Consider the following 21,083-nt stretch of genomic DNA (forward strand, 5'->3'; position numbering starts at 1 on the left):
ACTTCACTACTACAGTGGAGTAACAACACCTTTATTAAATAATTAGACATGCAAAAGCGAATTATTCTATCTTAGGGAGCGTTTCGCGGGAACTTTCAAATCTCTTAATCCGTGCCAATAGCAAGGATTAAGGTAACACAAGCTCAATGCCGGATACCTCTTATGCCGAAGGACACATCCTCTGATGACCTGAACTCCCTGTTTCTCGCATTCCTCTTGAAAGGCTTGGCTCCATGTTTGCTCCTGAAACCAAATCTTTTCGGCCCCGGCAAGAATAACTTCTGAGACAAGTGACGGCAAATTTTCCGGCAGTAAGCAAGGCACAACGACCGTTACTTTACCCTTGAGTTCGGTTACACTTGGATATACTTTACTCCCATCAAGTCTTTTCAGATCATCTGCCACAGGATAGGCAAGGCAGCCAAATTCTTTTAAAGTCTTCCAGGTTTTCCAAGCATGTTTGTGAGTTTTAAACTTTTGGGCATTTCCCAAAACAGCGAACGTATCAGCCGTTGTAATCCCTTCGGTAAATGGAAAAATCGTTTTCTCTCGCACCATAAACTTCCTCCTCCCAGCGCCTTATTTATCATATACGTGGAGAAGAGAAATTTATGAATGGCTATGGTTAATGGATGACCTCATAAATGTACTGATGTGATTCGGGCATTATTTTGCTGAAAACATAGGCCTTATTAAATAGGTCAACAGCTTCTTCATGACCTTCGCTATTGGTGTGTAAAATACCAATAGTGTCTCCCACGTTGACCTTATCTCCAACTTTCTTCACCATGGTGACCCCAGCAGAATAATCTATGGGATCTTCTTTCTCTTTTCTTCCCGCACCAAGCAGCATCGCTGTAATACCTATTTTTTCTGCATCAATCGCCGAAACATATCCATCGGACAGTGCTTTTATTTCAGTATGGTATTTACTTTGCGGAAGCAGACTTGGGTTATCAACAACCTTCGAATTTCCGCCTTGGATTTCTATCAGCTCTTTGAACTTTTCCACAGCCCGCCCTGTTTTAAGGATTTGGCTGAGTTCCGTGTAGGCAGTATCAAAGTCATCAAAGGCCCCCCCGAGAACCGTCATATAGGATGCCAGAGTCAAAGCTACAACCGTTTCGTCTTCTGCTCCCTGTCCTTTCAGGATTTCAATAGCTTCCTTGACCTCATTGGCGTTCCCTACTTCATGGCCAAGGGGTTGACTCATATCTGTTACAACAGCAATGGTTTTTCTATTCAATGATTTGCCTATTTCAACCATTGTCTTAGCTAGGTCAACAGCCTCAGCAATAGATTTCATAAAAGCTCCCGAACCAACCTTTACATCAAGTACAATACAATCGGCACCTGAGGCTATCTTTTTGCTCATAATACTACTGGCAATCAAGGGAATGCTGTCTACAGTAGCCGTTACATCGCGCAGAGCATAAATCTTTTTATCTGCCGGCGTTAAATTAGAACTTTGGCTGACGATAGCCATCTTATGCGTATTAACATTATGAATAAATGCTTCCCGATCTAAGACAGTATTAAAGCCTTCAATCGACTCTAATTTATCTATGGTGCCGCCGGTATGGCCTAATCCTCTTCCGGACATTTTAGCAACCGGCACCCCAACAGAGGCTACAAGGGGAATAATGACCAGACTGAGCTTATCGCCCACTCCGCCCGAGGAATGTTTATCAACTTTGATCCCGTGAATGGCTGATAAATCATTTCTATCTCCGGAATCCACAAATGCTGACGTCAGGTCGGCAATCTCTTGTTTGCTCATACCCTTAAAGTAAACAGCCATGAGCCATGCCGACATTTGATAGTCAGGGATTCCGCCTTTAACATATCCCTGTACTATCGTGTTAATTTCAGCGGCCGTTAGAGATTCCCCTCGTTTTTTCTTTTGGATTAAATCAACCATTCTCATATAAAAATCACTCCATCAACCATTTTTAATTTCAGCTAAGAAACTTTTTCCTGCAGGCAAAGGATCAATTCCTAAAAACTCTGCAACGGTCGCCCCTAAATCGGCAAACGTCGGCCTTACGCCTAAGTTAACCCCACCTTTTATCCTGAGCCCATAAACGAGGAGAGGGACATACTCTCTCGTATGATCGGTTCCGGGAGTGGTCGGATCGCAGCCATGATCAGCTGTAATAATCAGTAAGTCGTCAGGTTTTAAACGTTTAAATATCTCTGGCAAGCGTTGATCAAAATCCTTCAATGCTTGGGCATATCCTTCCGCATTATTTCTGTGACCATATACCATATCGAAATCTACAAGATTTGTCATAATCAAGCCATCATGTTCGTGGCCCATGTATTCTATGGTCTTATCAATGCCCTCCCTATTGTTTTTAGTTGGGCAAAAGTCAGTAATCCCCTTCCCTGCATAAATATCATGAATTTTTCCTACGGCATTAACTGTTAGGCCCTGTTCGGAAATATATTCCAGCAATGTTTTACGGGGAGGCTCTAAAGCAAAATCATGCCGGTTTGCAGTTCGATAAAATTCGCCGGCTTGTCCGAGAAATGGGCGCGCAATCACTCGGCCAACTTGCAGATCTCCGGTCAGCATTTCACGGGCCGTCTGACAATAATGCATCAATTCCGGCAAAGGTACAACCTCTTCATGGGCAGCAATTTGAAAAACCGAATCCGCAGAGGTATAAACAATGAGTTTACCCGTTTTCACATGCTCCTCTCCCAAGCGCTGGATGATTTCTGTACCCGAAGCAACTTCATTGCCAATAACCCCCCGGCCGATTGCCTCTTCATAACGTTTAATAAACTCCTGAGGAAATCCCTGGGGAAACGTCGGAAGAGCTCTCTCTAAAATAACTCCCGCTATTTCCCAATGGCCGCTGGTAGTATCCTTCCCTCGTGAGGCCTCAGCCATTTTGCCATAACAGCCTTTGGGGTGTGCCTGAGCTTGAACCCCTTTGATCTGATGAATGTTTCCCAGTCCGAGCATTTCAAGATTAGGAAGTTCTAATCCCCCCATATATTCGGCAATATTATGTAAAGTATTGCTCCCCGCATCACCATAATTACAAGCATCGGGCATTTCTCCGATTCCGACACTATCTAAGACAATAATAATACTGCGTGTCACTAGTCTCGCCTCCAAAATCGACTTGAAAAATAGCTTTAGTTGATTGAATTCACCGCTCAGCACGGGGATGTGACTTATTAAAAACTTCTAACAAACGTTTTCTTGTCAAATGCGTGTATATCTGAGTTGTAGAAATGTCCGCATGTCCTAACAGTTCTTGCACGGAACGCAAATCAGCGCCGTGATCCAGCAAATGAGTTGCAAAACTATGTCGAAACATATGTGGGGAAACTTTCCTCGCAATATTATGGGAGACACCCCAATTATTTAAAATAAAGGATACTCCTTGACGAGTAAGAGGACGGCCGTGAGAATTTAAAAATAAAAAATCACTCGCCGTCTTAGAGCACATTCTCTTTCTTGGGCCATTAAGGTAACTCCTGACAGCCTCTATAGCAGGTTCTCCCAAAGGAACAATGCGTTCCTTATTTCCTTTACCTATACAGCGAATAAAACCAACGTCCAACGATATATCATTGACACGGAGATTAATTAATTCCGAGACCCTCAAGCCGCTGCCATAGAGGATTTCCAGCATTGCAAGATCTCGATAAGCATAATCCGTTGATTCACTGATTTTTAATAGTCTATCCATTGTCCCTTCAGGCAACACCTTCGGCAGAGATTGATTTAGCTTTGGTGTTACAAGATATTCGCTGGGATTATCAACCCTCTTTCCTTCATCTAAAAGAAACGCAAAAAAACCTCGTAACGTTGCATTGCACCTGGCAATACTTCGAGGAGACTTCCCCTGTTCTTTCCATTGAAAGAGAAACAAGAAGAGGTCATTAGACTCGCAAGTTAAAATATCAGTTCCCCTTTGTTCCAGAAAAACAACAAGCTGACGCAAGTCACGCTCGTAGGCCTGACGAGTATTCAAGGAAAGTCCCCGTTCGACGTGTAAATAAGTTAAGTACTGTTTCATAAGCTCTTCAGTGGAGGTCATTCAATCCCCTTCTTTGCTACCATACTCAGATGCCTCATTTTTTGAATTCTACATCGGCAGGCGCTTTTCCTTGTTCCCTACGAACTTTGAAGGAAATTCTCACTCCTCCTTGGAAATAGGAAATAACTGCAATACAGATTTTGTCCATCCAGGTGCTTCAACCTTCATCGGATTTCCCAACGGCTTATTATCATTATGAAGCATTGATGAAATCCAAACATTGCAGATAATGGCAAGCTTGGGAAGCAACACAGCGAGTAGAACCAGGAGGAGAAATACTCGACCCAAATATAAGAAAAAATCTCTCCAATATTTTTTTGGCATGCCTCTACCTCCTATCCTTAAAGCCTATGCAGCTCCAGATTGTCCATATCCCTAAGGAAATCGCAAGTTCGTATCCTCCCGCCTTACTAAGGATACTATCGCATAGGCAAGCAAAGGGGCATAGGGGGGTGATGGTATAGTACGAAAAAGAGTGGAATCCACCTCAGGATTCCACTCGGATTAACCTTAGCAGCTTATATTGCTTTTATCAAATACAAAGGTTAGAAATTAGAGCAAAGCTTCTTCTAAAGGGGTATACATAATATTTAATGATTCGGCTACAGCTTTATAGGTTAGTTTACCCTTAATAACGTTAATCCCTTTGCGCAGAGATCGGTTTTCTTGAATCGCTTTAAAATATCCTTTATTGGCGATGTCCAAGGCATAACCCATCGTAACATTCGTCAAAGCAAAGGTTGAGGTCCTGGCAACAGCGCCTGGCATATTTGCTACAGAATAGTGCACCACACCGTGCCTAATGTAAACCGGATCACTATGGGTAGTAACCCGATCAATGGTTTCGATACTTCCGCCTTGGTCGATAGCTACATCGACAATCACGCTGCCCGGGGTCATAGTTTTTACCATTTCTTCAGTGACCAAGTGCGGAGCACGAGCTCCGGGTATCAGCACAGCTCCAATGAGCAAATCTGCTCGGGCGACACTGACAGCAATATTATAAGGATTGGACATCAGAGTTTTAACCCGACCGTTAAAAAGGTCATCAATTTCTCGAAGCCGCTGGGCACTCTTTTCAACCAAAATGACATTAGCGCCTAAGCCAACAGCCATTTTAGCAGCGTTTGTGCCAACAATCCCGCCGCCTATAATGGTAACTTTCGCCGGTGACACTCCGGGAACCCCACCTAATAACATTCCTTTTCCGCCGTAGTGTTTTTCCAGGAATTGAGCGCCTATTTGAATTGACATGCGTCCGGCCACTTCGCTCATGGGAACCAACAGAGGCAAAGAACCATTATCCAGTTGAATCGTCTCATAGGCGATTCCTACCACTTGTTTTTCCATAAGCGCTTTGGTTAGTTCCGGTTCATTAGCTAAATGTAAATAAGTAAAAAGAATTTGTCCGGGTTTGAAATAATCATATTCAGAAGCTATAGGTTCCTTAACCTTGATGATCATATCCGCATTCCAAACGTCGGCCGCAGAATCCAAAATTTGGGCACCAGCCTTCATATACTCCTCATCGGTGATTCCGCTGCCTTCTCCGGCAGATTTTTCCACGAGAACCTGATGTCCGGTCAAAGTAAAAGCGTGGACACCCGCTGGAGTAATAGCTACACGGTTTTCATTGTTTTTAATCTCTTTTGGTACTCCAATTAGCATAATGCAAACCTCCATTTTAACATTATTCCTAACTTTGCTAATTATAATGCAATTCTCGTGCCAGAAGCAAGCCAACTAATTTACTATCAAAAGATTATCGTTAGAAAGGCTAGTTCCAATCTGTTGTATAGAATTATCTCTAAGCATTTGAAGAATATGAAGGTTCTGAAGTCTTAAAAACCTGCATTTAATTGCATGCATTTTTATGCACTGCATTATCTTGCATGATTGAATATTATAGTCCAAAAACTCGTACACCTAAAACCGATAAATAACCTTGAGTGACCCCTACAAATACCGCCCCAAGACAAACGAACGCCGCAGCAACCGTATAATACAGAAACTCTCTACGCAAGGATTCTCCTCGAGCTTTTCCCCTTAACAATAGAAATGAGAAGATCGTTGCTAAGCCTGCCCCCAAAAGCAGCAGCGGAATTCCCAGAAGAGCAGGCAATAATACGGTAATAACGATCAAACCAAGACCAAGCATTCCTTTAAAGCCAATAATAAAACTTATTGTGAAACCTAGAATGAAACCTCGTGTAAATACTATAAGATAAATCAATGGGGCTCCGATGATGGTAAGTCCCAGAATCCATATTCCCGTCATAACTATGAAAACATCTCTCGCTAATTGTCCCAGAAATATAGGATTTAAATCTACCGGCTGATTTTTCAGAAGTGTATCGAGAAAATTCCCCAATTGAGAAGCTTCCGTCCCACCCAAAGCTTTAACCCCCAAGGCGCCAAACACTGCCCCTGCCAGGTAGACACCGGAAAGGGTTAGATAAATAACCCAATAGTTACGAATATGTTCACCTAGTTTCTTCCACACGCCAGTTCCTCCTTCCCTATCCTATATGGAATTTTATTCCTTTCGGTCGGGAAGTATGTCCAAAACTCTGCCAAATTCACCGCCGCCACCGGAAATAAATCGCAAATCATTATGACGAGCCTTTAAAATCAAACGCGTTACTTTTTCACCGGCTACCGGGAGCAACTCAGCCTCAGTAACTTCATGCAGGACAGCCATTTCCGTTCCGAAACTGTTAAGTAATCGCTGATACATTTTAGGTCCGATTCCCGGGAGACGCATTAAGGGAACATGATAGACATAGCGCGACGGATCGTAATCCTTCACCGGTTGATCTGCAATACTTACCAGGCGATCCAAAACACCCACGACAACGCGATGATCTCCGCAGACCGGACACGATAATTGAGGCGGGGCAGTTAAGACAACTTGTTCACAGCTTAAACAATAGGTACGATGATATTTCCCTACTTTCGGAGGCAAACCATAATTTCGCACCGTTCCTACCGAGTTTTTCTTCAACAAATCACATAATCCCTTAAATGAGGATTCAACGCCTTCCAGTAAATTATATTCCCGGGCAACGTTAGCCAGGGAGTGAGCATCGGAATTACTAAATAAGACCACGTTCTCCAGTTCTCCAATACTCTTAGCCATTGCTCTATCAGCACTCAAACCGATTTCCAGCGCCAGGGGAAGAACAGGCAAGACATCTGCCAAGCGGCGGCAGCAGTTGCCATAAATTCCTTTATGAGGAGTAAAGGCATGAGCAGGAAACCAAATCCCCTCGGCCCTGCGAACTGCTTCCAGCCACAGTTCAATTGGAAGATGCCCTTTCTGAGTGCTAAGCTGCCAATTCTTTATAGCAGGCCGTAATTCTTGAACATATCGTTCAACGTGGTCTATAGAGGGAAAATAGGCTAGAAAATGAGCATTCCCTTCCCCAATTTGCAATTCAATTTCATGCCCCGGAATAATGATCAAGCCTCTTGCAGTATATCCGCCACCTGCCAGGGAAGAGAGTTGTCCTGCAGACAGCAGCGTTCTGAAATCACGCCGGACACCCTGTGAATGGGCATCTACAATCCCTATCAAGGTCAAACCTTTAACATTCCGAGCCATCTCTATAAGATTGGGAAGAGTCAGAGACCTCGAAGCAGTAACCTTGACATCCTTACCATCAAGACTTTGCCCAATATGAATATGTAAATCAGCATAAATCATCAAATATGTCCCTCAGCCAACAAAATCCCCAGGATCGTTTTGGCATCTATAAACCCGTTATTTCGGGCAAGCTTTAACGCCTCGGCCCAAGGAATTCTTTCTAAAGCAATAAATTCATCATCATCCATTGTCAACGGATCCCAGCTTAAATCACTTGCCAGAAAAACATGCATCACTTCGTCCGAAAAGCCTGGCGTGGTGTAAAACGTTGCGATTTCCTCCATAGTTCCTCTATAACCGGTTTCTTCGCGCAGTTCTCTAATAGCACAAGCCAAAGGAGCTTCTTGAGGATCGATCTTTCCAGCGGGAATTTCCAAAGTTTCACGGCCAACAGGATAACGAAACTGGCGAACCATAAGAAGTTCTTGTTCATACAAGGCAATAACAGCTACAGCTCCGGGATGCCTGACAATTTCCCGTAACGCTTCCGTTCCATTGGGAAGCCTAACTCTATCACGTTCCAAACGGAGTAAGCGCCCTTCAAAAAGCACTTCCCCCTCAAGACGTGTTTCTGCTAGTTTTTTCTTTTCGTTCATGATCTATCCTTCTTTCAGATGGTCTGTCACTATTTTATTCCATCTCGGTAAGGAATACAAAACAACAAAAATCTTTTTCCTTTTTCAAGTGGTCGGGTCGTAGCAAAACAACTTCAGAAAATAGTTCGTAAAAAAATGAGCCTAAAAGGACGTTAAAAATAATTAACGCCTTTCAGGCCTTTTTCATCAAATCATAAGACTCCCACTTCTATCGGCGGAGCGGTCCCCGTCCCCTGCTTTGCTGGGGGTAGAGTCCATCCTTCAGCGCGATAGCATTTGTTTTTACTAGGCGCTTTCGGCGAAACTGTCCACAGGACACCTTCGTCGCCGAAGCCCCGATGTTCAGCAAATTCATTTTGCCACAACCCTTGGCAAAAACCATCGTTCTCTATACAGCATTTTGAGCTAATTCAATCCCCAGTTCCAAGGCCTGGCGGTTGAGAGGAATAAGATGATAACGGTACTCCGGCAGGACTTTTTTAAGAGCACCTACCACCGATTCCAAACTCACGGCACCTGTCAAGTGAATATATGCTCCAAGAATTATCATATTGGCTACTCGAGAGTTGTTAAATCTTTCATTGGCAATTTCATCGGCAGGGATCTTTAAGACCTTAAGATCTTGCCGACTAGGTTCTATATCGATAAGGGAAGAATTGAGGAGCACCCATCCTCCGGGTCGAACGTCCTTTTCAAACTTCTCTAAAGACGGACGGTTAAGGACTATGAGGGTATTTGGTTCCGTAATGATCGGAGAACTGACTTCTGCATCGGATATGGTTACCGAACAATTTGCCGTTCCCCCCCTCATTTCCGGACCATAAGAAGGAATCCAGCTCACAAACTTATTTTCCTCAAGTCCCGCATAGGCCAGCAATTGCCCCATTGACATAACCCCTTGCCCGCCGAAACCTGCCAGTATAATTTCCTGCAGCATTAGAATCCCCCCTCCTCAAGTAATTTTTTCACACCGAGGGGATAAACAGGAATCATCTTTTCACTTAACCATTTTAAGGCTTCCTTAGGAGTAAAACCCCAGTTCGTCGGACAGGTTGACAGAACTTCCACCATGGTAAACCCTTTGCCTGCCAGTTGAAGTTCAAAGGCTTTTTTGATTGCTTTTTTGGCTTTAGCGACCTCTTGAGGATTATGCACCGAAACACGGGCAATAAAAGCAGCGCCATCAATGGTAGCAAGCATTTCCGACATTCTAATTGGATATCCTTGAGTCAATGGGTCTCGGCCTTGCGGAGAGGTCTGACTTACCTGTTCCAAGAGTGTAGTGGGGGCCATCTGTCCTCCCGTCATACCATAAATTGCGTTATTGACAAAAATCGTCGTGAATTTTTCCCCTCTGGTTGCAGCATGGATTATTTCTGCAGTTCCTATGGAAGCCAGATCTCCATCACCCTGGTAAGTGAAAACAACCTTATCCGGGTGAACCCGCTTAATTCCAGTGGCCACTGCAGGAGCACGACCATGAGCTGCTTGCTGCATATCCAAATTAAAATAGTTATAGGCTAAAACCGAACATCCCACCGGAGAAACTCCGATAGTTTTTTCCCGAACCCCTAGTTCATCAATGACTTCCGCCACAAGGCGGTGAATGATCCCATGAGTGCATCCCGGGCAATAGTGTGTCTTCGCAGAGGTTAGCGACTTCGGTCGTTCAAAAACGGTCATCATGATTCTTTCCCCTCCCGTTTCAGATTCACCAAGCGTTCAACCTCAGCCAGAACATCACGGGCTGCCGGAACCATGCCGCCAACTCGTCCATAATAATGCACCGGCACTTTAAACTCCAAATTGTAGCGCACATCCTCAACCAGTTGGCCCGAGCTCATTTCTACCGTTAAAACGTTATTTGCATGGCTGCTGGCCTTTTGGAGAGCATCTTTGGGGAAAGGAAATAAAGTGATGGGCCGGAACAACCCGACTTTTATTCCTCGCTCTCTCCCTTGATCTACAACCGCTTTGGCCACCCGTGCTGCAGATCCGTAGCCAACAAGCAGCAATTCTGCATCGTCCGTTTTATAATTTTCCCACATAACTTCTTTGTTCATCCGTTCATATTTATCCTGTAGATGCAGATTATGTTTCTCGAGTTCGAGCGGATCCAGGAACAGTGAATTAATTAAATTCGGACTTCTTCCTTCTGCCCCGGTGGTTGCCCAAGGCTTGGACGGAATTTCCAATTGTTGATCCTCCGGCGGCAGCTCAACCGCCTCCATCATCTGTCCGAGAATCCCATCTCCTAAGATCATCACCGGATTGCGGTATTCATCAGCAAGAGCAAAAGCTTTTCCCATTAAATCCACCATTTCTTGAATGGTAGCCGGAGCCAGGACGAGCATGCGATAGTCCCCATGTCCTCCGCCTTTGACGGCTTGAAAGTAATCAGATTGAGCCGGCTGAATACCCCCGAGTCCTGGACCACCGCGCTGCATGTTAACAATAACACAGGGAAGTTCTGCCCCGGCGATATAGGATATTCCTTCCTGTTTAAGGCTTATTCCGGGTCCCGAGGAAGAAGTCATGACCCGCGCCCCGCTCCCTGCAGCTCCATAAACCATATTAATTGCCGCAATTTCTGATTCGGCTTGCACAAACACTCCGCCTACTTCAGGAAGCCGCTTAGCGAGATAATGGGGAATTTCATTTTGTGGAGTAATCGGATATCCGAAGAAAAAGCGGCAGCCGGCGCGTACCGCCGCCTCTGCCAGTGCTTCATTTCCCTTCAAGAGCACTTTGCCCATTTGCCTTCTCCTCCTTTCGCACCGTAATAACAACGTCCGGGCACATTCTGGCACAGAACCCGCAAGAAATACATTTTTCCTGTTCCAGTACAACAGCAGGATGAAAGCCCATTGAATTCAGATGTTCGGCCATAATAATGATATGTTTCGGACAAGCATCTGCACAAAGCTCACAACCCTTACAACGATCTTCCTCAAACTCAACTTTAAGCATTTTTCCCCTCCTTCGCTAATCCCCAGGGAGGCTGACGAATTGTAATGGGCTATTTTCTAAGATAATTTGAACGGATTCGTCCCAAGCGTTGAATCCTCTCTTCAGCCATTCGATCAGCTGCTTTGTAGGTTGGAATATTCATTTGTTTAGCAATTTGCAGAACCTTTGCCACATTGTCATACACCGTATCAACCTTTTGCAAAGCCCTTTGATAGTCGTACCCTTCTAACTCGTCGGCAACATTAATAACTCCGCCGGCATTAATAACATAATCCGGTGCATAAAGAATCCCTAACTCGTGGAGTTTGTCCCCGTGACGATCTTCGAGAAGCACATTATTAGCCGCACCGGCAATAACTTTAAATTTAAATTGAGGTATTGTCTTGTCATTGATAACTGCACCCATGGCGCAAGGAGCATATATATCGGCATCGACGCCAAAAATCTCTTCCGGTTCTACAACGGTGGCATCCATTTCATTGAGCACACGCTTAATTGCATCCTCATGAATGTCTGTTACGATAAGTTTAGCCCCTTCTTCCCGCAGATGCTTGGCCAAATAATAGCCGACATGCCCTAACCCCTGAATGGCAATAGTTTTTCCTTCCAAAGAATCGTCACCAAACATCTCTTTGGCTGCAGCTTTCATCCCTTTCCAAACACCTCGCGCAGTCATGGGAGAAGGGTCTCCTGAAGCACCGGAAGAAGACACACCGGTTACGAAATTAGATTCCAGATGCACCCAATCCATATCTCGAACGGTTGTACCCACATCTTCAGCCGTAATATAACGGCCATTCAGAGACTGTACATACCGCCCGAATGCACGGAATAACTCTTCGCTTTTTTGAGTTCGAGAATCCCCAATGATAACTGTTTTACCTCCACCAAGATTTAAACCGGCAGCAGCATTTTTATAGGTCATCCCTCGCGCAAGTCTCAAAGCATCAAGAATCGCATCCTCTTCGCATTCATAATTCCACATCCGTGTTCCCCCAAGTGCGGGTCCCAAGGTTGTGTCATGAATACATATAATTGCTTTTAAACCTGAAGTCTCATCTTGACAAATCACCAATTGTTCATAATCGTATTTTTCCAAGTATTCAAAAATCTTCACTGTTGTTCCCCCTTAGGTGATTTTTTATCGAATCGTTGCTAATGTTCAGTTGCAATTGAGGTGCCAGAAATATGTCAATTTAAAAAATTTTTTGTCTTCAAGCATATCCCGAGAAATGCCTGATATTACGGGCATTATGATTTTCAAGAGAAGGCGCTTGATCATGAAGATTATGTAATATGTCTGCAAAAACAATCATGCTTGCAATTGTGTGCAAGCATGATTGTTCAGACATATATTTGCAATATTTTGCAAACTCGAGGCGTACTAAGTCAAGGCTCCTTAAAACGAGCAGGACTCAAATTAAAGCATGTCGTTCCAGCTTATAATAAAAGTTGCGAATTGACATCTTTAACTGTTGAGCAGCTTTTGTTTTGTTGCCTCCGGTTCTTTGCAAAGCAGTAAGCAGCAAATTTCGCTCCCATTGCCTTTGCAGGGCTTCAAATCCCATAGTTTCTTCCTGAGATGAAATATCTTGCAACTCATGCATCCGCGATTCTACGGGGTTCAAGTTGGGAAGCGGCAATACAGGCAAATGCTGCATCTCAACAACAGTTTCATTAATTTTCATATTAATGATCGCTCTGCCTAAAATATTCTCTAATTCCCGCACATTTCCCGGCCAGTGATAGCCTGTTAAAATCTGTAAGGCCTCCTGACTTATTTTTTCTACGCATCTGCCATATTCCTGATTAAAACCGGCAATCAAATGATGGACCAGTAAGGGGATATCTTCCTTCCGCTGTCGCAAAGGAGGAATAATAACCGGAACAACATTCAGTCGATAATACAAATCTTCACGGAATCTCCCCGCCCTAAGTTCAGCTTCCAGATTGGCATTGGTTGCGGCGATGACACGTACATCAACATGAAAGGCCCTATTGTCTCCTACCCTGACGATCTCTCGTTCCTGAAGCACCCGCAATAACTTCGCTTGGAGATTTAGGCTGATCTCTCCAATCTCATCAAGAAAAATAGTTCCCCCATTCGCTTCCTCGAAAAGGCCGATTTTCCCCCCGCGTTTTGCACCGGTAAAAGCCCCTTCAACGTAACCAAATAATTCACTTTCCAGCAAATTGTCTGCTAGGGCTGCACAATTGACTCGAATAAATTGGCCTTTTTGACGATCACTGGAACGATGAATGGCGTGGGCAAACAATTCTTTGCCAGTACCGCTTTCCCCTCGCAGCAACACTGTTGCCGGCGTCCCGGCAGCACGTTCCGCTTGAGCTATCGCAGCCTTGATGGCATCACTTTCCCCGACAATATCACTGAAGGTGTATTTAGCCTCTAAATGGCGAATGATACGTTTTGCCCTTTCCAATTCTTCCGAGAGTTTATGAATTTCGGAGATATCGTGCAGTACTCCGACACTACCGCGAAATTGTCCGGATATCATGATCGGAGCAACGTTAACAATGACTTCTTTCCTCTTTGGGCCAACTTTCATAAATACCCCTTTGACAGGCTGACGAGTTTTGGCCACTTTTAGATGCATGCTTTCTCCTTCCGCGATATCAACCGTCGGAGGTTTGCCCACAATCTCTTCTGATGTAAATCCTGTCAGTCTGGTATAGGCCTGATTAATTAAAAATCCAAATCCATTCTCGTCTACTACGGAAATTGCATCTTGCGTAGAATCAATAATGGCAGTCAACAAGGTTCTAATTTCCTGCAGGGAATGTATCTTGGCTTTCAGCGTTTGATATTCGGTTAAATCCTGCAAAAATGCGACAGCTCCGATAATTCTTCCGAGGTCATCTTGAAACGGCAATCTACTGGCTATGAACATTTTGCTTCCCATTCTGCTGAATCTATTAAACTCCATCCTGCGGGAGTCTCGAATAGAAGGCAAAGGGTCATCCGGCACAATCTGCCACAAATCTTTGCCAAGAATCTCCTCAGAAGGAAACCCCATGAATTCTGCAGCTTGGGAATTGCAGATAACGATTTCATTTAGGAGATTAATTCCGATAATTGCTTGATTCGTCTCAGTTGCTATTTTCTCTAGTTCATGCCGTTTGAACATACCTGCCTCCTTATGTGAAACTTTTCCACAGTCAATCCTAATCAATAGTGACCACTGAGCGGTTTCTGAATAGTCACTTTTATATTCGTTGTTGGTTTGCAGAATCCTGCCGGGCAATTTCTTGCACTAAGGTAGTAAGATTCTAGAACCATTTCTTGCGCTTAAAGACTAGCGCTATAATTGATAGTTAAAGGCATCTTCCGATAATAATTCTTTTAGACAGTTATTGGCTTCATCTCTTGAATTAAAATCTATCTCTTTTATATCCATACGAACCTCTGGATTAATATTTTATTTTTATTAAACATACCAATATAGTCTCCATATGAAACAATACTATCACGGTACAAAAAATACAATTATGGGTAATTAATAAAAAACATCTCCAAGTACTTCAACATAGAGATGTTTGGGAAGAATTATTTGTTAAAATGAGAACTTAATCGAGTCCGATTCCTTGATTATCTATTGAATTCCGTTTCGAATTAATACATCATCGACATACGAAGCTTATCGGCAACCATCGCCACAAATTCCGAATTCGTCGGTTTTCCCCGATCAATGTTGATAGTATATCCGAAAAAGCGGTTCATAAAGTCTACATTTCCCCGATCCCATGCTAATTCAATGGCATGGCGAATTGCTCTTTCTACACGACTGGGGGTCGTCTGGTATTTTTCCGCGATCATCGGGTACAGTTCTTTGGTAACAGCACCAAGTAAGGATACTTCCTGAACAACGCTGACAATCGCATCTCTCAGATATTGATAACCTTTAACATGAGCCGGAACCCCCATTTGATGAATCATACGAGTTACTTCCACTTCGAGATTTTTGGAAGTCGGAGGAAGAATACTTGCAGAGATTGGTTGGGCACTTATAGTTTTATTGTTTGCCGCTGAATTTGAAAGTTGCGCAGAACTATCCGGGAAATCATCTTGCAGTTGACGTATGCGCTTTCCTAACGTTTCTAAATCAAATGGTTTAAGTATGTAATAATTAGCGCCTAAATTTACGGCTCGTTGAGTCATAGATTCTTGCCCAAAGGCAGTTAAGATAATAATTTTGGGTCTTGGAGTTATCACTTGAAGCTTTTCCAAAACTCCTAAACCATCCAAATGAGGCATTATAATATCTAGGAGTACTACATGGGGTTCCTCACGTGCAATTAATTCAAGAGCCTCGTTCCCGTGATAAGCTACTCCTACAAGGCTCATATCCTCTTGCCGTTCAATAAAATCTTTAACAATTTCTACAAATTCCCGGTTGTCATCTGCTAGTAAGACTCGAATAGGCCTTTGCATCCCAGGATCCTCCTCATTCTCAAAAATTATGTAGCTATAATTTCGACAATTGTTTTCCATACTCCTTCTTTTATCAAAGATAAATCTGATATTATATAAAAAAAGAAGCGACTCTTTAGTCACTTCTTATCATTTTTCTATTAACAGAAAGTTTAACCTACCATCAATTATATCTTTCTGCATCAACCAAACACTGCTGAGTGTCTCAGGCAGCCTCTTTATTATTTATACCTTCATTAATCATGTTTTGAATAAACACTCCGTATCCGCGAGTGGAGTCATTAACAAAAACATGAGTAACGGCGCCGATTAGTTTACCATTCTGAACAATTGGGCTGCCGCTCATGCCTTGAATGATACCGCCTGTAGCTTCCAACAGTCTTGGGTCCGTTACTCTGACGATCATATTTTTACTATCTGTCCGATTATACATAACACGATCAATATTGATATCAAATTCCTCAATTTTTTCCCCTTGGATTACGGTATAGATTTTGGCAGGTCCTTCTTTTACCTCTGATTCCCAACCCACTGGGATTGCTTCTTTATAATAGGGATTAGCAAGTTGCCCTCTGAGTTTGCCAAAAATGCCTGTGATGGTGTTTTTTTCAATAGTACCGGAAAATGAGGAGTTCGTGACAAATGAACCGATTTTTTCTCCAGGATGCCCACGCTTTCCTTTTTGAATTGCATAAATGGTTGAAGCCATAATTTTACCATTATAAACTTCTAGTTTCTGATTTGTGTCGGCATCTGTAATAACGTGTCCTAAAGCTCCATATTGTTTTGTCACCGGATCAATAAAAGAAAGTGTTCCAACTCCTGCTGCTTCGTCCCGAACGAATAATCCTACTCTATAGCGCCCTGTTTCCACACAAAATAAAGGTTTGATAAACTTCTCTAAAATTTGGCCTTGGTGTTTATAAATTACATGTGCCACTCCGTTTTCTTGGCCCGCCAAATTAACGGCATTAGAAACATCTTGATCTGTGCGAACCTCTTGATTATTAATTTTCAAGAGAGTGTCTCCCACTTCGATGCCGGCCTCTTTAGCAGGAAATACTTTATGTCCCGCTTTATCCTCAATTGCTGCTTGGCCTACTACCAAAACTCCTTTAGTCTGTAAAGAAACTCCAATAGATTGGCCGCCGGGAATGAGTTTCATCGGGGGCATAACTTCAATTTCACCGGAGCGAATAGGGAAAATCCCAAAGAGTTTATAAACCACGTCAATTTTTTCTGAAATCCCGGAATCTAATCCTCTGGAAGAAACTGAGATGGTCGGATTGGAAACGACTCTTTCTTCCTTAATAATTCGAGCCCATAATCCGTGAAACTGTGGTTCCAGTTGCTGATTTTGAGTAAGATTTTGCTCAGGAAACTCCACGAACTGTTGGAACCCAGGATTCAGACATAGGAAGGTGCAGAACAAGAGGCCGAACAATACAAGGATTCTTGATTTTCTCACTCTCTTATCACCCTCCACTCTAGTCTCCCCATTTTTCTTCCATTTTCCTCATTTTAGAGTGTTTTATTAAGTTTAAGTGAATTCTAATCTTAAACTATCCAAATTTCTCGCATTTCATCCTGTAAATTTCGTACCATATTTTTAATCCTTGGCAACAATGACAACAAAATAAAAGGGGCCGTTGCAAAACGAACTAAAATAGTTCGCAAGCAACGGCCCTTTTTCTTACTAAAAATAGAAAACTGCGGGTCCCAAAGAACTCGCAGTTAGCGTATAATTTAAGTTATGCTAAAAACCAAATTACACACTAAGAATTATAACGAATTAGGTGGACACTATCAATTAGCTTTGCCATTTAATTTTAACGTGTTAATACCAGAGGATGACTCCGTTCGACTACTAAGCCACATTTTGGAGGGATTAAATTACGAAGCGTTGTATAAGGCCTACTCTTCCACTGGAAGAAAACCGGTAGTCGAACCCAAAATCCTGTTTAAAGTATTGACCTATGCCTATATGAATAACATTTACTCCAGCCGAAAAATTGAAGTCGCCTGTAAAAGAGACATTAACTTCATGTGGTTATTGGCAGGATGCAAAGCACCTGACCACAGCACCATTGCTCGATTCCGAAAAGACTATCTGAAGGAAGCCATAGAAGACCTCTTTTTCCAAATGGTAAAGCATTTACATGAGCTTGGTGAAGTAGAGTTTAAGAACCTCTTTGTCGATGGAACAAAAATTGAAGCCAGTGCTAACCGTTATACCTTTGTCTGGAAAAAAGTCGTTAACAAAAATGAGGCAAAGATGTTCTTGAAAATTCAGTCTTGTCTTGAGGAGATCAATTTGACCTATTTAAAGGACTTCAACGTAACCAAAGAGACGTTACTTAAGGATCTTAAGACTGCTATCTCTTACCTAGAAGAAAAATGTCAGCAAGAGCAGATTGAATTTGTTCACGGTATTGGAAAACGGAAATCAAAGCTGCAGAAATTTATAGAAAGCCTGAAGGAATTCTATACCCGGCAAGAAAAGTACAATGCACATCACCAATTCTTCGAAGGAAGAAATAGCTACTCTAAGACCGATCCTGATGCAACGTTCATGCATATGAAAGATGATCATATGCGCAATGCTCAGTTAAAGCCGGCTTACAATGTCCAGATTGGCGTGGAAAGCGAATATGTAACAGGGGTTGGGATCTTCCAGGATCGTAACGACATAGCCACATTAATTCCTTTTTAAATATGCTTGAATCAAAACTACAGGCGCATTATGAGAATGTTACCGCAGACTCTGGTTATGAGAGCGAAGAGAACTATCTTTATCTCGAAGGAAAACATCAGACCTGCTACATAAAGCCACAGACCTATGAACAATGGAAAAAGAAGAGCTTCAAAAAAGATATTAGTAAGCGAGAAAACATGGCTTACAATGCGGAAATCGATGAATACACGTGTCATAATGGAAAACAACTCAAACCCGTTGGAATCACTCATCGAACATCAGCAACCGGTTACCAGTCCGAAATAACAGTCTATGAATGTGAAGACTGCAGTGACTGTCCGTGTAAAAGTCGCTGTACAAAAGCTAAAGGCAATCGACGAATGCAAGTATCCAAAACGTTTGTGGCCAAACGCCAGATCTCGTATAGAAACATCACAACCAAAGAAGGAATACTGCTAAGAGTAAATCGGTCCATACAGGTTGAAGGAGCCTTTGGGGTCCTCAAAAATGACTATAACTTCAACCGCTTTCTAACACGAGGCAAAAACAGTGTGAAAACTGAATTTATGCTGCTGTGTTTTGGGTATAACGTGAATAAACTTCACTCTAAAATACAAAATGAACGAATTGGGAAACCCCTTCATCCACTAAAAACCGCATAAAAAGGAGAGAAAAACGGCCTAATCCTGAAGGCTTATTTTGTTATACTCAAATTTAAGAAGAAAGTAGAGATTAAGCATTTCAATCAAACCAATAAATATCTTTCAAGGGAAAAAGAAAAAGGGAGCATCGCTTGCTACTTTAGAAAAGTAGTTTTGCGACACCTCCTCGAAAGTTATTAAAGAAAACTTAGCTGGCGTCAAGCTTCCGGCGAGAGCGGCAGCTAAGTTGCACTAATGCTAGAAGACGAAGACACTGTCTTTGCACGAATTAGCTCTTCTTGCAGTATACAACCAAAGGTTGTACTTTCTGATAGTACAAAAAAATTAATGATTCTTTCGGCAACGTTCATACAGTTCTTGGGCGTGCTGCCGGGTGATCTCTTCCTCACCCCCGAGCATTCGCGCCAGCTCTTTAAGCCTTTCTGCCTCTGATAAAACATTTACCCTAGTACGAGTTCTTTCAGTCTCTACATCCTTCACTATCCCATAATGGACTTCCGCAAAAGCAGCTACTTGAGCAGCGTGTGTAATGCAAAAGACCTGTTTATCCTGAGCTATTTTGGCAAGTTTTTCTCCAACTTTATGGATAGTTCTTCCGCCAACGCCGCTGTCAACTTCATCGAAAATAAAAGTACCTACTGATTCCACTTTAGCCAACAAACTTTTCAAAGCCAGCATTAGTCGAGACATTTCCCCTCCCGAGGCAACCTTGCTCAATGGTTTGGGAGGTTCTCCCGGATTGGCTGAGAAATAAAATTCCAGCGATTCTGCTCCCTCCAACGTGGGCTCCATAAAGGGGGTGAAGCGCACTTCGAAAACACTTCTTTCTAAACCCAAATCGGCTAACTCGCTTATTAAACCTTTCTCAATCCGTTCTGCTTCTTCCTGTCTCTTTTGGCTGAGTTTCCGGGCTAAAGTCTCATAAGTCTGGCGGGCTTTTTTCTTATCTTCCTGAATTACTTCAAACTGTTCTTGATAATGAGTGATTTGCTCCAGTTCATTAAGCAATTCTGATCGTTTAACTAGAACTTCATCGAGAGTTGTACCGTACTTGCGAAGCTTTGCGAGTTGAATGAGACGTTCCTCAATTTGATCAAGTCTGCCGGGTTCAAATTCCAGGTTGTCTTTGTACCTGCGAACTTGATCCGCCAGGTCTTCTGCCGCGTAATATATCGATTCTATAGCTTCCGAAAGTTTCAGATCCTCATCCCAACGCCCTAATTCCTGAAGAGCCTTCAATGTATTTGCCAATGAATCAATCGCCGCCGGTTTACCAGCCGAACCTTCATACAGAGATGTATAAGCTTCGGTTATCAAGCTTGTAATACGTTCAGCGTTATTTAAGCGTTTTTTCTCTTGAATCAAGTCCTCTTCTTCCCCATATTGCGGATTAACATTATTGATTTCTTCGATTTGATAACGTAAGATTTCTTCCCTTTTGCTGCGGTCTGCTTCCGAAATCGACAATTCCCTTTCTTGTCGCAGGATCGTTTGATAAGCCTTTGCAGCATTTTTCACTAGAGAAAGATCATCCTGAAGTCCGCCTAAAGCATCTAAAAGTTTACGGTGATTATCCGAATTGAAGAGCGACAAATTTTCAATTTGACCATGGATATCCACGAGTCCTTCACAGAGGGAACGATACAGGGTAAGGGGAATTGTCCGACCTTGGACACGGCAGACATTTTTGCCGGAGGAATTGATTTCACGATAGAGAAACAATTGACCGTCTTCCGCCGGATAGCCGGCATCCTCAAGCCTTTGCAGACAATCCTGACCTAAGTCTCCAAACACTCCTTCAATTTTAGCCTGGTTTTCTCCATGACGTAAAAGTTCAGAATTTGCACGTCCGCCCAAGAGGACTCCTAAGGCGTCAATCAGCATCGATTTCCCGGCTCCGGTTTCCCCGGTAAATACCGTCAAACCCTGTTCAAGGGTTAAGCGTACGTCTTCCATCAATCCGAAGTTTTCAACATGCAACTCTTCAAGCATAATCTCCCCCC

The 21,083-nt window shown here is 43.0% G+C and carries 19 protein-coding genes and 1 pseudogene; 1 reads left to right on the plus strand and 19 read right to left on the minus strand.

Annotated elements, in window-relative coordinates; translation table 11 throughout:
* Positions 1 to 66 precede the first annotated feature (66 nt).
* The 18 genes from DESACI_RS15770 to spoIVB form a co-directional block, all read right to left on the minus strand.
* Positions 67 to 558, minus strand: a complete 492-nt coding sequence (locus DESACI_RS15770; RefSeq protein WP_014828194.1) for a CoA-binding protein — start codon at positions 556 to 558, stop codon at positions 67 to 69.
* Between the two features lie 67 nt (positions 559 to 625).
* Positions 626 to 1,927 carry a pyrimidine-nucleoside phosphorylase gene (locus DESACI_RS15775; protein WP_014828195.1) on the minus strand — a complete coding sequence of 434 codons (1,302 nt, stop codon included), beginning with the start codon at positions 1,925 to 1,927 and terminating at the stop codon, positions 626 to 628.
* Positions 1,928 to 1,942: 15 nt separating this feature from the next.
* Positions 1,943 to 3,115, minus strand: coding sequence for a phosphopentomutase (locus tag DESACI_RS15780; RefSeq protein ID WP_014828196.1), 1,173 nt, complete (start codon positions 3,113 to 3,115; stop codon positions 1,943 to 1,945).
* A 49-nt stretch (positions 3,116 to 3,164) separates the two neighbouring features.
* Positions 3,165 to 4,061: a site-specific tyrosine recombinase XerD gene (xerD, locus tag DESACI_RS15785; RefSeq protein ID WP_014828197.1), complete on the minus strand. Its 897-nt coding sequence runs from the start codon at positions 4,059 to 4,061 to the stop codon at positions 3,165 to 3,167.
* Positions 4,062 to 4,160: 99 nt separating this feature from the next.
* Positions 4,161 to 4,385, minus strand: coding sequence for a hypothetical protein (locus tag DESACI_RS15790; RefSeq protein ID WP_014828198.1), 225 nt, complete (start codon positions 4,383 to 4,385; stop codon positions 4,161 to 4,163).
* 228 nt (positions 4,386 to 4,613) lie between these two features.
* A complete protein-coding gene (gene ald, locus DESACI_RS15795) occupies positions 4,614 to 5,729 on the minus strand; it encodes an alanine dehydrogenase (protein WP_014828199.1) in 1,116 nt (371 codons plus the stop codon).
* A 235-nt stretch (positions 5,730 to 5,964) separates the two neighbouring features.
* Positions 5,965 to 6,564 (minus strand): stage II sporulation protein M, encoded by a 600-nt coding sequence (locus tag DESACI_RS15800; RefSeq protein ID WP_014828200.1) that lies wholly within the window; start codon positions 6,562 to 6,564, stop codon positions 5,965 to 5,967.
* A gap of 33 nt (positions 6,565 to 6,597) precedes the next feature.
* Complete coding sequence (locus DESACI_RS15805) at positions 6,598 to 7,767, minus strand: endonuclease Q family protein (protein ID WP_014828201.1); 1,170 nt, start codon at positions 7,765 to 7,767, stop codon at positions 6,598 to 6,600.
* Positions 7,767 to 8,303, minus strand: coding sequence for an NUDIX domain-containing protein (locus DESACI_RS15810; protein WP_014828202.1), 537 nt, complete (start codon positions 8,301 to 8,303; stop codon positions 7,767 to 7,769). Before DESACI_RS15810 ends, DESACI_RS15805 begins: the two co-directional genes overlap by 1 nt.
* Positions 8,304 to 8,511: 208 nt before the next feature.
* Positions 8,512 to 8,685, minus strand: a complete 174-nt coding sequence (locus DESACI_RS24600; RefSeq protein ID WP_158310191.1) for a hypothetical protein — start codon at positions 8,683 to 8,685, stop codon at positions 8,512 to 8,514.
* Positions 8,686 to 8,691: 6 nt separating this feature from the next.
* Positions 8,692 to 9,240 carry a 2-oxoacid:ferredoxin oxidoreductase subunit gamma family protein gene (locus DESACI_RS15815; protein WP_014828203.1) on the minus strand — a complete coding sequence of 183 codons (549 nt, stop codon included), beginning with the start codon at positions 9,238 to 9,240 and terminating at the stop codon, positions 8,692 to 8,694.
* Complete coding sequence (locus tag DESACI_RS15820) at positions 9,240 to 9,989, minus strand: thiamine pyrophosphate-dependent enzyme (RefSeq protein ID WP_014828204.1); 750 nt, start codon at positions 9,987 to 9,989, stop codon at positions 9,240 to 9,242. The genes DESACI_RS15815 and DESACI_RS15820 overlap by 1 nt, the downstream gene beginning before the upstream one ends.
* The gene (locus DESACI_RS15825; protein ID WP_014828205.1) at positions 9,986 to 11,059 is read right to left on the minus strand and encodes a 3-methyl-2-oxobutanoate dehydrogenase subunit VorB; all 1,074 of its coding nucleotides are present in this window, start codon (positions 11,057 to 11,059) and stop codon (positions 9,986 to 9,988) included. The genes DESACI_RS15820 and DESACI_RS15825 overlap by 4 nt, the downstream gene beginning before the upstream one ends.
* Complete coding sequence (locus DESACI_RS15830) at positions 11,031 to 11,273, minus strand: 4Fe-4S dicluster domain-containing protein (protein WP_014828206.1); 243 nt, start codon at positions 11,271 to 11,273, stop codon at positions 11,031 to 11,033. Before DESACI_RS15830 ends, DESACI_RS15825 begins: the two co-directional genes overlap by 29 nt.
* Positions 11,274 to 11,322: 49 nt before the next feature.
* Positions 11,323 to 12,390, minus strand: a complete 1,068-nt coding sequence (locus DESACI_RS15835) for a Glu/Leu/Phe/Val family dehydrogenase (RefSeq protein ID WP_014828207.1) — start codon at positions 12,388 to 12,390, stop codon at positions 11,323 to 11,325.
* 298 nt (positions 12,391 to 12,688) lie between these two features.
* Entirely contained in the window at positions 12,689 to 14,419 is a 1,731-nt protein-coding gene (locus DESACI_RS15840) for a sigma-54 interaction domain-containing protein (protein ID WP_014828208.1), read from the minus strand.
* A gap of 485 nt (positions 14,420 to 14,904) precedes the next feature.
* Positions 14,905 to 15,723 carry a sporulation transcription factor Spo0A gene (spo0A, locus tag DESACI_RS15845; protein WP_014828210.1) on the minus strand — a complete coding sequence of 273 codons (819 nt, stop codon included), beginning with the start codon at positions 15,721 to 15,723 and terminating at the stop codon, positions 14,905 to 14,907.
* 205 nt (positions 15,724 to 15,928) lie between these two features.
* Complete coding sequence (gene spoIVB / locus DESACI_RS15850; RefSeq protein ID WP_041276107.1) at positions 15,929 to 17,191, minus strand: SpoIVB peptidase; 1,263 nt, start codon at positions 17,189 to 17,191, stop codon at positions 15,929 to 15,931.
* A 285-nt stretch (positions 17,192 to 17,476) separates the two neighbouring features.
* Between spoIVB and DESACI_RS15855 the strand changes: the two are divergent.
* Positions 17,477 to 19,080, plus strand: a pseudogene (locus DESACI_RS15855) (IS1182 family transposase).
* 324 nt (positions 19,081 to 19,404) lie between these two features.
* Here the strand turns inward: DESACI_RS15855 and recN are convergent.
* Positions 19,405 to 21,072, minus strand: a complete 1,668-nt coding sequence (gene recN, locus DESACI_RS15860) for a DNA repair protein RecN (protein WP_014828212.1) — start codon at positions 21,070 to 21,072, stop codon at positions 19,405 to 19,407.
* Between the last annotated feature and the right edge of the window lie 11 nt (positions 21,073 to 21,083).

Source organism: Desulfosporosinus acidiphilus SJ4 (assembly GCF_000255115.2).
GTDB lineage: Bacteria > Bacillota > Desulfitobacteriia > Desulfitobacteriales > Desulfitobacteriaceae > Desulfosporosinus > Desulfosporosinus acidiphilus.